12 protein-coding genes are annotated in these 15,282 nt (G+C 41.9%); 7 read left to right on the top strand and 5 right to left on the bottom strand.

The genetic code is table 11. The features are described 5' to 3' along the window. Positions 1-106: 106 nt before the first annotated feature. Together H5123_RS13325 and H5123_RS13320 are read left to right on the top strand one after the other, a co-directional pair. Positions 107-877 carry an HpcH/HpaI aldolase/citrate lyase family protein gene (locus H5123_RS13325; protein WP_182698302.1) on the top strand — a complete coding sequence of 257 codons (771 nt, stop codon included), beginning with the start codon at positions 107-109 and terminating at the stop codon, positions 875-877. Positions 878-893: 16 nt separating this feature from the next. Then, on the top strand, positions 894-3,026 hold the full coding sequence (locus tag H5123_RS13320) for a TonB-dependent siderophore receptor (protein ID WP_182698278.1): 2,133 nt from the start codon (positions 894-896) through the stop codon (positions 3,024-3,026). A gap of 190 nt (positions 3,027-3,216) precedes the next feature. Here the strand turns inward: H5123_RS13320 and H5123_RS13315 are convergent, their stop codons facing one another. Next, positions 3,217-4,005 carry a helix-turn-helix domain-containing protein gene (locus tag H5123_RS13315; RefSeq protein WP_182698277.1) on the bottom strand — a complete coding sequence of 263 codons (789 nt, stop codon included), beginning with the start codon at positions 4,003-4,005 and terminating at the stop codon, positions 3,217-3,219. Between the two features lie 117 nt (positions 4,006-4,122). Here H5123_RS13315 and H5123_RS13310 point away from each other — a divergent pair, with 117 nt between their 5' ends. After that, positions 4,123-5,322 (top strand): MFS transporter, encoded by a 1,200-nt coding sequence (locus H5123_RS13310; RefSeq protein WP_310736142.1) that lies wholly within the window; start codon positions 4,123-4,125, stop codon positions 5,320-5,322. Positions 5,323-5,378: 56 nt separating this feature from the next. Here the strand turns inward: H5123_RS13310 and H5123_RS13305 are convergent, their stop codons facing one another. From H5123_RS13305 to H5123_RS13290, 4 genes are all read right to left on the bottom strand, one after another. Next, the gene (locus tag H5123_RS13305) at positions 5,379-5,546 is read right to left on the bottom strand and encodes a hypothetical protein (protein WP_182698275.1); all 168 of its coding nucleotides are present in this window, start codon (positions 5,544-5,546) and stop codon (positions 5,379-5,381) included. Positions 5,547-5,582: 36 nt separating this feature from the next. Continuing rightward, positions 5,583-6,791: a CynX/NimT family MFS transporter gene (locus tag H5123_RS13300; RefSeq protein WP_182698274.1), complete on the bottom strand. Its 1,209-nt coding sequence runs from the start codon at positions 6,789-6,791 to the stop codon at positions 5,583-5,585. A gap of 72 nt (positions 6,792-6,863) precedes the next feature. After that, complete coding sequence (gene cynS, locus H5123_RS13295; protein ID WP_182698273.1) at positions 6,864-7,334, bottom strand: cyanase; 471 nt, start codon at positions 7,332-7,334, stop codon at positions 6,864-6,866. 24 nt (positions 7,335-7,358) lie between these two features. Next, the gene (locus tag H5123_RS13290; RefSeq protein WP_273698276.1) at positions 7,359-8,021 is read right to left on the bottom strand and encodes a carbonic anhydrase; all 663 of its coding nucleotides are present in this window, start codon (positions 8,019-8,021) and stop codon (positions 7,359-7,361) included. Between the two features lie 107 nt (positions 8,022-8,128). Here H5123_RS13290 and cynR point away from each other — a divergent pair, with 107 nt between their 5' ends. The 4 genes from cynR (at position 8,129) to H5123_RS13270 (ending at position 15,149) form a co-directional block, all read left to right on the top strand. Further along, positions 8,129-9,040 (top strand): transcriptional regulator CynR, encoded by a 912-nt coding sequence (cynR, locus tag H5123_RS13285; protein ID WP_182698272.1) that lies wholly within the window; start codon positions 8,129-8,131, stop codon positions 9,038-9,040. 687 nt (positions 9,041-9,727) lie between these two features. Beyond that, positions 9,728-11,020, top strand: a complete 1,293-nt coding sequence (locus H5123_RS13280) for an aerolysin family beta-barrel pore-forming toxin (RefSeq protein ID WP_182698271.1) — start codon at positions 9,728-9,730, stop codon at positions 11,018-11,020. A 633-nt stretch (positions 11,021-11,653) separates the two neighbouring features. Continuing rightward, a complete protein-coding gene (locus tag H5123_RS13275) occupies positions 11,654-13,543 on the top strand; it encodes a S8 family peptidase (protein ID WP_182698270.1) in 1,890 nt (629 codons plus the stop codon). 634 nt (positions 13,544-14,177) lie between these two features. After that, positions 14,178-15,149 carry a GGDEF domain-containing protein gene (locus H5123_RS13270; protein WP_182698269.1) on the top strand — a complete coding sequence of 324 codons (972 nt, stop codon included), beginning with the start codon at positions 14,178-14,180 and terminating at the stop codon, positions 15,147-15,149. The last annotated feature ends 133 nt before the right edge of the window (positions 15,150-15,282 follow it).

Raw genomic sequence — 15,282 nt, 5'->3', positions numbered from 1 at the left:
ATTGAGTAACGGCATCGTAAGCAAGTCGTCATAAACTACTTGACCCGGCAAACGCAAATGAGAATACTTATCGAAATCATTAACAAAAAAAAATATTTTGACCATTATGCTGTTCTTCCACTCGCTCAAATCAAAACTAAGCAACCAAGAAACGGTTTTTGGGATCTTAAATTCAGTTCCCTCTCCAGTCATATGTGAAATGTTTGCTTATGCAGGATTTGATTTTGCCGTTCTAGATACTGAGCATGTGCTTATCTCAGATGACACTTTGGCACACTGCATTCGTGCAGCAAATTGCTCAGGGCTGCCACTGCTAGTCAGAGTGCCAGACGACAACGCCGCAACCATAGGTAGAGTTTTAGATGCTGGAGCGGCTGGAATTGTGGTGTCGAGAATATCTAGCCTGGCAATGGCAAACAATGCGATCGCAGCCGCTAAATATCCCCCCTTGGGTACTCGAGGTATTTCGGGAGGACGTAATACCGGTTTTGGCACCCTTGCCCTCCAAGACTATATCGATTTAGCGAATCGAGAAGTGGTGGTGTGTCTGATGATTGAATGCATCAATGGCATGGCGGCATTACCTGACATCGTCAAGCTAGCGCAAGTCGATATGATTATCGAAGGCGCATTAGATCTCAGCTTATCTCTAGGTTATGGCACACAAGTTACCCACGCCGATGTTCAAGCCCAAATCCATAAAATGGCCCACCTTTGCCAAGCCCAAAATGTCACCTTTTGCGCCATTCCTCGCACTCCAGAACAACAAGCGAGCTGGCATGAAAAAGGCACAAAAGCATTTTTAATCGGTGAAGACCGCGGCATGATTTTCAAAACGTTTAAGCACCAACTTGACACATTAAAACAGACTAAATGATACATAGGGAATATGCATGTTAACTGAAAAAACCAGATTTACTTTGACCACCATTGCTGTCGCAATCACTGCCAGTCTTGCCAGTTCTTCAGCGTTTGCTGACAAAAGTCAGCCTAAAACCAAGCCTGAAGTGATTGTGGTAACAGGCAGCCTGCTAGGCAATTCTGAAGTAGCAGATTTAAAAACCTATACCGGTAACCGCTCCATCATTACAGCGGATCAAATATCACGAACGGCGGCACGATCAATCGATACCGCATTACAACAAGTCCCGGGGATCAAAATTAAGGATGAAACCGGAACCGGTATTCTGCCTAATATCTCTGTACGTGGCTTAGATAGCAGCCGCAGCGGCTACGCCCAAGTATTACTGGATGGCATTCCAATGACACTGGCGCCATATGGCCACACTGGACAGTCATTATTCCCGGCAACCTTATTTATGATCGATAGAATCGATGTTGCTCGCGGTGGCGCATCAATCCAATATGGCCCGAACAACGTCGGTGGAGTCATTAATCTTATTTCAAAGTCGATCCCAACTGACTGGGAAACTAGCGTCAATGAACGGGTGACCTTCTTTGGTGACAGCCGTAACCTATTTGATACCAACATTAGTACTGGCGGTGCCGTTAATGATGACTTTTCAATGCGTTTTGATGGCAACATAACCAAGGGCGAATCGTTTCGTGAACACTCAGAAACCGATATTAAAAACCTGATGTTAAAAACCGTATGGAATATCGATGAGCAAAATAGCTTAGATGCGACATTACAATACTACGATGCATTTTCTGAACTACCAGGTGCACTGAACACACCAGCCTATGAAGCCGATCGAGAGCAATCTTTACGTCCTAATGATGAATTTAACGCAGACACTAAACGAGTCGCATTAAAATACAATCATGTTCTCGATGATTCGAGCATCATCGACTATGGCGAAGTTGATCTCAGCGTATTTGGTAATAAAAGCTCACGTAATTTCCAGTGGGACTTTTATGATGCCAGCCAAGACACAGACGGCAATCTAGGAACAAGCTGGAGTGATACCACACAAGAAGCCACTCATTTGCGTAACTCCCCACGAGACTTTACCGTGTTTGGTATCGAACCCACGACAAGTCTTCTTATTGATGGCGATATCAGTCAGCATATTATTGCTGGTGTACGTTACGTTAATGAAGACATTAGTTATCAACTTAACCACATAGACAAATCGTCACAAGTCGCAACTCGACCACGTGACTGGCAGATGGATACCAATGCCATGGCTTACTATGTCAGCAACAAACTGGGCTTTTTTGATGATACATTATCGATTACCCCAGGCCTGAGATATGAAGATGTTCATATGACCTTTAGCAATCTTGGTCAAGACTATAGCCAAGATAACCATGTTACCGAATGGCTACCTGGGATCACCTTAGGTTATGAATTCAGTTCAAATTGGTTTGCTTATACCAATGCGCAACGTTCACTTAGAACACCACAAATTTCACAGTTATGGCCTAAAGATCAAACTCTGGAGTCAGAGCTATCTTGGAACTATGAAGCCGGTGTGCGCTTTACCCCCACACCAAGAAGTAACTTAAGTATTGCGGCATACCGTATCGATTTTGAAAACAAAATTGAATACGACAACGATATCAGAATGTTTGTGAATATTGGCCAAACGCGTAACCAAGGTATTGAATTAGAAGGCACATATTCACCAATGGCTCTTCCAGATTTGATATTAAGTGGCAGCTATAATTATTTAGATACCGAACAACTTGACGGCGAATTTGCGGGGAACGAATTAGCATATGTGTCTAAACATCAACTGTCTGCCAGTGCTATGTATAGCATCAACGAGATAGATTTAGGCTTGATGGCGTTCTACTACAGCAAGTCATTTTCTGATCTGGCTAACACAGTAGAAGAAAATGTTTCAGGCACAGCAGGCGAAGTGCCTGCTTATACCGTGGTTAACTTCAATATTGGCACTGAGTTTTTCAAACAAGATAATCACGGCTTAAAAGTCGGTTTATCGGTTAACAATCTATTTGATAACCAGTATTACTTTAGAGGCTTAGATGTTTCTCCCGCTGGACGAGTTGCCGCGGCAGGTCGCTCACTTAGCTTAGATGTTGGTTATACCTTCTAATCAAGCAAGGTTGCTAAGATGAGTATTGTCAGCTCAACGAGCATATTCATCGCATACCAAACTGCTATATAAAACCCAGCCTCAACACAAATGTTGGGGCTTTTTTATCCGTTATTCAAATACCATTTTATGCTAAAATATCACCAATAAATTGCAGCCGAGTTGCTTGTTTGATAAGCCTAGATTGAGGCTAGTAAGCCTTTAATTCGCTCATGTATTTCATCGGCGATTTTTTCATGACTTTTTTAAACATGGTAATAAAAGCACTGACCGACTCATAGCCTAATAACTCAGAAACATGCTGCACACTGTGCTTATCTGATAGCGCTTGCAGTGAGGTAATAATATGAATTTGGGTGCGCCACTTTCCAAATGTCATACCGGTTTCTTTTTTGATCAGCCGCGCTAATGTGCGCTCGGTTAATGCAAATTGTTCGGCCCATTGTGGTAGTGTTTTTCTGTCGCTAGGTTGGCTTATCAATTGTTGACTCATCGCCTGAATAACAACATGTTTAGACAAGGCAACATCTAAATGCTGAATAGGCATCTCAATCAGTTGATCCAATAAAACCTGCGCTAATCGTGCCGTGTTACTGGATAAATCATAATGCTGATCACGCCCTGCAAGCTCACACATCAGCTCTTTTACTAAGGGCGTAATCGCCAAAGTACAAGTATTGAGCGGCATTTTGAACATCGTATTGTCAATAAATAAGTGACATAACTGGGCATTGTCTGATGCGCGGTTACTGTGGACTTTATTTGCCGGGATCCAAATGGCACTATGGGTTGGCACCATCCACATTTTTGCAGACACCTCACAGGTGACATAACCATGCAAAGCTAAAATCAACTGCCCTTTAGGGTGAGTGTGTAACGGAATTTCGTGGCTGGCACAGGTATGCTCAATTTTGGCGATAATAGCTTGCGGCATATCTTCAAAATTCTTGATTTCATCCCAGCCAATTGCATCAAACATCGTTTTGTCAGTTTTCAATCATTAAATGTCACTATTTCTAAATTATAACGTCCGGCAAATCTTTATACTAGCGACCATTATTGACGTTAAAAACAAAAAAACGGTATGACTTCAGCTATCTTACATAACAAACCGAAATCGCGCTTCTCAGGCATATTACTGGTGCTGGGCATTTTGCTTATTGCAGCAAATTTACGCGCGCCTTTTACTGGGATTGCCCCAGTACTGGAGCAAATTATTAGTCACTTTGGCCTGACCGGATCGCAAGCAGGCTTTTTAACGACATTACCGTTAATTGCCTTTGCCGTTATTTCACCGATGGCGGCAGTGTTTGCTAGAAAACAAGGTTTAGAACACGCATTATTTACCGCGTTAATCTTGATCTTCTTAGGTATTGCCGCTCGGTTTATCGACTCCTCAACCATGCTCTTTATCGGTACCGCTATTATTGGTGTCGGAATCGCGATTGCCAACGTGTTATTACCCAGTCTGATTAAACGTGATTTTGCCACGAAAGTAGCACTGATGACCTCAGCCTACGTGCTGACTATGGGAGTCACCTCTGGTGGGTTTTCAACCTTGGTATTTCCCCTTAGCCAACTCAATGGTTTAGGCTGGCAATTTGCTCTGGGCTCGGCAGCCATCATTACAATTGCCAGCTTAATCGTCTGGACAGCTCAGCTGGGTAAACACACTAAACCAAGCTATTGTGCACATCAATCGGCTGCCTCAAAAAGTGTTTGGCGTTATCTTTTAGCCTGGCAAATTAGTTTGTTATTAGGCCTAAACTCATTTCTGAATTACATCATTATTACTTGGTTGCCAAGCATACTGACTGATACTGGCCACTCAGCCGTTGAAGCCGGGGCGTATCATGGCGCTTTTCAAATTGCGACAGCACTGCCAGGCTTAGTATTAATTCCGTTACTGGCTAAGTTAAAAGATCAAAGTGCGCTGAGCTTTATTCTGGCACTACTCAGTGCGCTCAGTGCCCTTGGTCTGCTGTATATGCCTCACTTTGCTTTTGTGTGGACACTAATGCTGGGCTTTTGCTCTGGGGCTTGTTTTATTTTAGGCTTATCGTTTATTAGTTTGCGCACCGATAACCCGCACCAAGCCGCATCACTTTCTGGTATGTCACAAAGTGTCGGCTATTTACTGGCAGCCGTTGGACCTATGGTCGCAGGCGCGCTACACACTGCAACCGGCAGTTGGGATGTTCCATTATGGTTATGTGCGATTGCAGGCGTATTGTGTGCTTTATGCGGTTTAGGTGGTGGCAGAAACACCACCTTAAGCAAGTCAGTTCGCGGATAAAAAACCACCAAGCGGCTATTACAACATCGTTATAGCCGTTATGTTATTAGCAAATATTACACACTGCGGTTGAGATATTTAAGCGCTTTTTTATTGCCTAATTCAGCACTTTGTTTTATCCATTTATCACCCTCAGCTTGATCTTGGTTGGCAATTAATCGTGTTCCCAAAACATATTGAGCATCGCTCTGCCCAAGCTCAGCAGCTTTAATTGGCGCGCTCAAAGCATCCCTATAGTATGTAACTCTAACCATAAGCCTTTAAGCGGCGGTTAAATTCATTGCCTTAGCATATCTGCTAGGCGAAAACGTTATGGTAACCAAAAACATAAATGTAAGGGTCACTATCACCATAAGCCAGGAAGTTTGAAAACTGCCACTCCATTGGCGAAGGGCTCCAGCGATATAAGGGATAACCGCTGTCACGATAAAACCAACACCTTGGACAAAAGCGGTTAATGCTCCGGCCAGTTTAGGTGAAGATAAGTGGTCAAGCGTTACGGTCAGAGTCAGCGCAAAGCAGCCACCAAGGCCGTAGCCGATCATCGCAACCCATGAGGTTAACATTAACTCAGGCGCTAACATTAATCCGCAAAATCCAACTAGCTGAATACCGACCGCAAAAAATAACCAAGGACGTCTATCAAGACGACCAGCAGATAATGCCGGAGCTGCCAGAGCACCAACTACTTGAAATATCGTCATAATCCCAATGAGTTCACCGCTATCTTGAGCGCTCCAACCTAATTCCTGAGCATAACTTGGTAACCATGCAATCATGCAGGCGTAACCGCCGTTAGCCAGCCCAAAGTAGCAAGCCAGTAACCATGCACGGCGATTAGTAAAAAAATTAATCTTAACGCTATTGTCGCTAATATGTAGATTTTCTCTGGGCCTTGTCCACCACAATAACAGTGCTATCAAGGCCGGTATTAGCCAAATACCAAGCCCAGATTGCCAATGACCTTGATGGTTAGCCACTAGCGGGCTAATGACTGCGGCTATACCTCCACCAGCCATAAGTGAGGCAGAATATCCTCCCATTGCTAGTGGCACACGTTGTGGATACCAGCGTTTAACTAAACCAGGAAGTATCGCCTGTACAATTGCGATGCCTGTACCCGCCAGCAATGCACTGGCAATCAGCGCGCCACTATCGTTGAGCCATAAACGCCAAAAACTCGCCAAAGCAATTGCAACAAGGCCTGCAGTTATCCACACACTCTCGCTAAATAATCTGCCCAACCAAGGCAGCAATAAGGCAAATATCCCCATACATAACATAGGTAACACTGTAAGTAAGGATGCGGCTTGTAAGCCTAAACCGGTAGTGGCAGTAATGTCGTCCAGCAAAGGGCCTATGGCGGTAAGTGTCGGCCGTAAATTGATTGCCATCCCAGCAATAATGAGCATCGGCCACAACATGGATAATACCGACTGGCGTGCTGCGGTAGTATGATCTTCACTCATGAGTAATGGATAATCCTATTGGTGAAAAAAATAATCGGCACTAAGTGCCGACTATGGTGAAATGATTTGGTTTTAAAAAGGCTTGTAGGGTAAGAATTTACCATCAAGGGTAATCACTGCGCGCGAGCCACCTTCAGGATCTTCAACCTTCTTGATATCCATTTTAAAATTGATTGCGCTGATTATCCCATCACCGAACTGTTCGTGCACTAAGGATTTTAAGGTCGTACCGTATACTTGCATCATCTCGTAGAAACGATAAATCGTCGGATCTGTAGGGATACTATTTTCAACACTGCCGCGTAATGGGATAGCTTGCAGCAACGTAATCGCACTAGCATCAAGACCAAGCGTTTCGCCAACTTGCTTAGCGGCGTCGGCTGGCAAAGGCTGCTGACCTAGCAAAGCCGCTGTAACGAATACATCACTTAAGCCAGTACCCTGGGCGATTTGTTCAAATGAAAGATTCTTTTCTGCTTTGGCTGCAATAATGAGATCGGTTAATGCTTGGCGAGCAGTATGGCTAATTTGTGATTGGATCATAATAATACCTCTATTGTGTTTTATTTACACAGCAACCTTTAGCTGTGTGTGGGTTGCACGGACATCAGGATAGTCCGCAAGGGAAACGAAAGTATTGGTGTGGTAGTCCAAGGCATCAATACTGCCTGACTCGATATCGTAGACCCAGCCGTGCAAAGCCAGACGGCCTTCTCCTAACGCGAGGCGGACCGAGGGATGCGTTCTAATATTATCAAGCTGAGCGATGACATTTTCTCGCACCATAGCTTCAATCCGTGCGCGTTCACTTGTGTGCTGGCGGGCTTCATTGACGATACGAGCAGAGTCGGCATAGCGCAGCCAACTGCCCACCGCAGGCATGTGATCCATACACTTGCAGGTGGCAATCGCGGTCATCGCTCCACAATCAGAATGTCCACAGATAACAACGTCGGTGACTTGTAATGCGGTTACGGCGTACTCCACCGATGCCGAAACACCGCCGGGTTCAGGCCCATAAGACGGTACAATATTACCGGCGTTACGAATAACAAACAGGCCACCCGGTTCATGCTGGGTCACCAACTCAGGCACTAAGCGACTGTCCGAGCAAGAAATGAATAATGTGCGTGGATGTTGGCTGGTAGCCAAACTCTTGAACATCTCTGCACGTTCGGGGAATACGTCAGTTTTAAACTTTAAAAAACCTTCAATAATATTTTTCATCATAGTGACCTCTGCCTTGCAATACAGTGAATGCTACGCCCACACTAGAATAAGGTAAAATACTGGTTTATTATGATATCGATAAGCAATACTTATACATCGGATCGCATATGCTATTACGACACATCAACTATTTTCTCGCGGTGGCGGAATATCGCAGCTTCACTCGGGCTGCAACTTCACTGTATGTTTCACAACCGGCGTTATCTCAGCAGATCAAACAATTAGAAGAACAATTAGGTTGCCAGCTATTTGATCGTTCAGGACGCAGCGTACGTCTAACAGATGCTGGAGAAATGTATGCCCGCTATGCGCGTAACGCCCTCCAGGATCTACAAGAAGGCAAGCGAGCGATTAATGATGTGAAAAACCTCAGTAGTGGAGAACTGCGTATTGCTATTACACCAACCTTTACGACCTACCTTATCGGTCCTTTGATAAAAGTATTTCATGAGCGTTACCCCAAGGTGACACTGAGCATGAAGGAAATGTCACAGGAGCAAATGGAACAGCGATTGCTGGAAGACGAATTTGATGTCGGTATCGCATTTGAAAATGTGTATTCTGCGGATATTGAATCGCAGACTCTTCTGGTAGAAACCTTGGCATTAGTCGTGAGAAAAGATCACCCTCTTGCGCAAGAGTCAGTCGTTAATCTGCAAATATTAAACCAGCAGTCAATGGTATTATTAAGTAATGAATTTGCTACCCGTGAACAAATTGAACGTTATTGCCGTCAGCATCAAGTACAACCAAAGGTGTTGATGGAGGCTAACTCACTCAGTGCAGTTATTGAGATTGTGCGCAATACTCAGCTTGCCACTTTGCTGCCGTCAAACATTACTGGCGAGCGAGATGAACTCGTCGCTATCGCCCTAACCCCCTCTTTACTGCAACGTACAGCAGTATTGCTCCAGCGAAAAGGAGCCTACCAAACCGCGGCGGCGAAGGCGTTTATAACCTTAGCACATCAGCATTGTCAGCCAGATAACTGTGTTGAAAGCGACAGCGAACAACATTAGGTCGCTAGTTCAGTGATTATGGCTGTGTGGATCAAGCTGTTTATTAATGTGGTAGGTATTTTAAGGTAAGGTATTGGATTATTATAATTCGCAGTGACCTATTAGCTATCGTCGCTGCGATTTTCGACGGCAATATATACTCTTATAAACTTTCTTCACTAAACGAAGATAAATAATAGAAGACTTATTTAGATAATATTAGAAAACCTATCAATATATTACCCTACTTATGCTACTACTATAGCTTTCTCTTAAAATAGATAAGTAAACCATGACAATTAACATATTAAGTATGCCATGCTATTAAACCCATACAACACATCATATTGTTTAATGAATTAAATCGATTATATTACTTAAGATATTAAGCATGCCGTATTATTTAATATAGAATAAAATTTACTTTAAAGTAAACATACTAATTACAGCGTAAATAAATCATTAAAAATAAAGTAAATACACTATTAAAATAAAGCGGGATCAATTTAAAAACCACACTAATTAACAAATTTAACAATAACAAAACAACTTTAGATTTAATATATTTTTATTTTGTTTAAAAAATATAAAAGTGTTAGCTTTTAAATGCGCATAGTAGTAATGATTAAATATATGTTTCCTGAGTACATATAATATCTATTTGCGCGCTCAATGAAGGACACTTTTAATTAAAATAAAGGAATAATCATGAGAACAAAATCAAATATAAAAATATTAACCTTATCCTGTTTAACTGCTTTAGGAGCAACCTCTTACTTTGTGGAAGCTGCTATCCCTAATACTATTCCAAAACTGTCTATGGTAGAGCACGCCGCCCCTGATCTTGATTCACTTAAAAATGATGTTATTTCTAACCCATCGTTTATCAGCTCACTATTCTCCCTAGGTCATCACCTTGGGTATGCTTGGGCTGGTGGTACCGCATCACAGTATGTTGGTCAGGATATAGAAGTAAGAAGAGAATCGGGCAACGAGTATAGTCTCAAAGCACGCTATAATAGCAATGATCCACATGCTGGCGGCTACCGCTCAAGTGAGCGTTTGAAGGTTAATTTACAAAATATACATTTTGTAACTAACCCTCAAGACTTACGGTTAGGTTCTGCTCAAGTTTATGATCGCGAAGCTATTTATACTGCTCCCGTGGTGATTTATAACTGGGGAGACACCGAAGATACCGGTGTAGCCACCCTAAATTATGACTACACCACCAGTTGGGCAAAAACTGATAATTTCTCCTTCTCTGAAAAAATTGGTGTCACCAATAAATACGAAGTGGGTATTCCTGGAATTGGCGGAGCGAGTTCTGAAATCAGCGCCGAATTTTCTGCAAGCCAAGGCTGGAGTGAAACCGACGGCAAAAGTACAACGATTTCTAGCCAAGCACAATATCGAGCAATGATGCCGCCTCGTAGCAAACGTTATATATCAATCACCCTATTTAAACAAAAGGCGGATGTTCCTTATACCTCCAGTTTATTTATGATGTACGATATAAAATATGAGAACTTCTTAAAATGGGGTGGTAATGCGCATATTGATCATCCGACAAATAGACCTAACTTCCCTTATACTTTTGGTGGAGCGAATGCGAATAATCTTAATGGGCCAGAAGCCTTAGTTGATCAATATCTTCATCAGGATATTAACGGTTACGGTGTATGGGATTGGCCTACTGCAGTTAACTCCGCAAACAGTAAAAACAATTTCGAATGGATATTGGCTAATATTAGTCGACAACATGGTGCGCCTATTAGTGGTAAGTTTACCGCTATCGATTCGAGTCAATTTAATATTGATGCTAGTGAAGCATATCCACTAACAGCTGAAGATATCGCTAACCGTCCCGAAAATTTACAAAGATCAGGACTTAATAGCAATATTCAAATGACTGTCGGTGACATCCAAAATGATGACTACGACGGTTTAATCAGAAATCTGAATATTTCGAAATCAAACCAAGTCATGTTAAATAATTAAAGTACCTTATACTTTTACCTAGTCAATGCGTTACAAAAAAGCTACTCATTCGAGTAGCTTTTCTTTAGCAGTTATTCCTGCATAATTTAGTTATTCAATAAAGTCAGTAAACTTTTATACGATCCGCTTAATATAAAATCAAAGTGATAAGTTAAGCCTAGATAAAAATGATTCGGGCTGAAAGTTACCGACTGAGTATCACTAAGTCCACAACTTTAGGATGACAAATTTGAGAGTAAGCAGGCGACGTTATGTTATTAAGTGTAAAAGATTTCACAAAACGATGCATTTACAACTTATGTATGACGGCATAAAAACTTACTCAACCTAAAGGCTGACAAATTTCAAGCTAACTGAAAAAATTTAACATCAGAATACTAAACCATAATAAGCAATTCATTGTCATTATTGATATTTTTTAAGTATTTCGTTGCCACCTACTTTTGTACTAAGACTTTTTTTACAACGTTTATCCTAATAAGGTATTTTAAGCTCGAGATGTAACTAAATAGTTACAATTGATAATCGTTTGTCATTTCCTAATCAAACCATTTTTAATAAAAATATGGCTGCATATCCTACTTTTTAGAGGTCTCGTCGTTTATGGAGACTATAAAAAAAATGGAGAATCGTATGGAACACAAACATAAAATAGCCCTCGCAGTATTGGCAGCCCTGAGCACACTTCCAATGCAATCCCAAGCAGCACAATTACTTCCAGTGAACAGTAACAAAGCCATTAAAGATACCTATATAGTGGTCTTTAATACCCCGAGTATTTTAAATCTACAAGATACATCCGCGTTAGCTAATTTTTCCACTCAACAAGCCAACATTCTCGCTAATGATTACAATATTAGCGTGGTGAAAAACTTCGGTAACGCACTAAATGGCGTATTGATTAAAGCCAATGCCAAGCAGATCGCTGAACTTCAAGATGACCCTAAAATTAAATACATAGAACAAGATCAAATGATGTCGATCTCCCCTATTATGTCTGCCAGTAGCGATCAAGGCAGTCCAACGTGGGGCTTAGACAGAATAGATCAGCGAGATCTGCCTTTCGATAACAACTACCATTACGATTATGATGGTACAGGGGTCACCGCCTATATTATCGATACAGGGGTACTCAATAGCCATAATGAATTTGGTGGACGAGCCACCAGTGGATATGACTTTATCGATAACGACTCAGATACCACAGACTGTAATGGCCATGGTACTCATGTTGCGGGCACAATCGGTGGTGCCAGCTATGGGGTTGCAAAAAATGTCAATATTGTTGGGGTACGGGTACTCAGTTGTAGTGGTTCAGGCAGTAACTCTGGAGTGATTGCAGGCATTAATTGGGTCAAAAATAATGCCTCTGGTCCTTCTGTAGCCAACATGAGCCTAGGTGGTGGTGCATCACAAGCAACAGATGATGCCGTTAATGCTGCGGTTGCTGCAGGGATTAGTTTTGTGGTTGCTGCAGGTAATGACAATAGCAATGCTTGTAATTACTCTCCAGCTCGTGCCGCCGATGCGATTACTGTGGGATCAACAACCAGCTCTGATTCACGCTCAAGCTTTTCAAACTATGGTACTTGTCTTGATATTTATGCCCCAGGCTCAAGCATCACCTCGGCTTGGTACACTTCAAACAGTGCAACTAACACCATTAGTGGTACTTCAATGGCCGCGCCACATGTTGCGGGGGTTGCTGCGCTATATCTTAATGAAACCCCCAGTATGACTCCAACACAAGTGACTAACTTGCTGGCGACAAGAGCAAGTAGCGGTAAGGTATCTGATGCAAAAACTGGATCGCCAAATTCACTGCTGTTCTCACTGGATGGCGATGGTGGTTGTGGTGATAACTGTCCGCCGCCGCCTTCTGACACTGAACTTCTTGATGGTCAAGCTATTGCAACAAGCGGGGGCCAGGGCTCAACAAGTTACTATTTCATTGATGTGCCAACCAATGCAACCAGCCTTGCGGTTACCTTAGCTGGTGGTTCTGGTGATGCCGATATGTATGTCAGCCAAGGGGTTAAACCGACCATTAATAGTTATCAATGTCGTCCATTTCAAAATGGTAATAATGAAAGCTGCGACTTCACTAATCCTGCTGCTGGTAAATGGTACGTTATGATCCAAGGTTACTCAGCCTTCGCTAATGCTAACCTTACTGCGGACTACAATCTAGGTGGCGGAAGTAGTTGTACAGACAGTGATTGTCTTGTTAATGGTGTTCCAAGAACAGGATTAAGCGGTGCAAGCAGTTCACAAACCTTTTATAAGGTCGTCGTACCAGCTAATAACACCCTCAATGTGACCATGAGTGGTGGTAGCGGTGATGCCGATATATACGTCAAAGCCGGCACACAACCGACCACAGGCAGTTTTGATTGTCGTCCCTACAAAAATGGTAACAATGAAAGCTGTTCTTTCACCCCAACGGTTGAAACGACTTATCATGTGATGCTAAGAGGTTACACTAACTATTCGGGGGTAAACCTAGTAGCAAACTATGAGTAAATAACCTTAAACGAGAAGTAAAAAATACCGGCTATTTCTGATTGAAGTAGACGGTATTTTTTTCACTAAACATTTGCCGCTTTAGCGCACGTTTATTCGTCACTATAAAAGTCTTTATCCGATTTCACTCTGCACGATTATGCTCAAAATATCGGCTTGAATAACCGATAATCATCCATTTTAACTATTATTCATAGCTGTAATTTAATTGTGGCCAAATACCGCCCAGATGACATTCAGGTGGTATTTATACCGACAATATAGAACAAGCATTCTGATAGACAATGTCGATAATAGTTGGCGAGCAACCGCTCAAATATAGGCTTAATAATCAGTTTTCTAAATCACTAAAGCAGAATAATTTGAATACCCCTGCTCATTTATTATCGCCTTAAATTATCGTTAACAGCTGAGTGTGGGCTAGCTTGGTTATATCATTCCCAATGACGTTGCTAACCTCACCGGACAGTAAAGTGACAGAAACAGACATGTATCTAGGCATCAGCATTGAATCTCAATTGGATAGCATTTTATGTAAACAAATTGCTGCTGACATATTTTCAAGTAAAAAAGGTTTCCACTTGGTAATATGTAGCCTGATAAGAATAATCATTCATTTTACTGCGAGAGCATTATGATCAATCAACTACAGCAAAAATATCAACTGTCATTATTTTTGCTACTGGGTACTGTGGCTATAATGGGTGTTTTTCCATTTGTAGTAATACGTTACCTCGATGGTAACTTTATTGCTGCTGGTATTGATATAACGCTCATACTAGGCATAGTCGCATTGGTCGCTTATGCATATTTCTCTAAAAAAATCCGCATAGTAAGCGCAATAGCAGCGGTATTTATTAATACCGGTGTTGTAGCCATAGTGATAGCAAATGGAATCGACAGTTTTTTGTGGGTTTATCCTGTCTTCGCAAGTACTTTTATTCTAGTCAGACCGCTTGAGGCCTTATGTATTAATTTCGTCGCTGGCGTTGCTATGGTGGCCATGTCTGATATTTTTAATACAATTTCATTAAACTCCTTTGTTATAACAATCTTGATGTTATCAATGAGTGCATTTATTCATGCCAGTCATGGCGTGAAGCAGTTTCTCTTACTAAAAAAGCTCAACACTATTGATGAACTCACTGGCGCATTTAATCGCCGCGCCATGAGCTCAGATATAAAAGCGGCTTTATCTAATGCAGAAAATAATGGTATTGAGCAATTATTGGCTATTCTAGATTTAGATTACTTTAAGACAGTCAATGACAAGTTCGGCCATGCTGTTGGAGACCAAGTACTAAAAGATTTTGTAACTATCACCACCTCACATATTGGTAAATACGATCGACTTTATCGGTTCGGGGGCGAAGAGTTTGTATTATTAATTCCCAATATGAGTGATCAACATATGTTTATTGATAATCTTAAAACGGCGATTAAGCAAGAGTTGAAAACACCAGATGGCAAAGAAATAACCGTGTCATTTGGCGTTGCCCCATGGGTACCGGGTACAACGGCTGATACTTGGCTTCAACGCGCAGATGAGGCACTTTATCTCGCAAAAGGACAAGGTCGTGACTGTGCTGTGTTCAGCAATAAGTAGCTTTTGCTAGACTTAGCGATTAATAGCAATATGTAACAGTATGCTTATGACCGCAAGCTACAGTAATGGATAAATATCAATCTATCCTGATAAACAGATTTAAAGCCTTTTTAGTATAAATACACTAGGTGTG

The sequence above is a fragment of the Shewanella sp. SR43-4 genome, assembly GCF_014163845.1.
Taxonomy (GTDB): Bacteria; Pseudomonadota; Gammaproteobacteria; order Enterobacterales; family Shewanellaceae; genus Shewanella; species Shewanella vesiculosa.
This window is presented reverse-complemented; position numbering and strand designations above follow the sequence as displayed.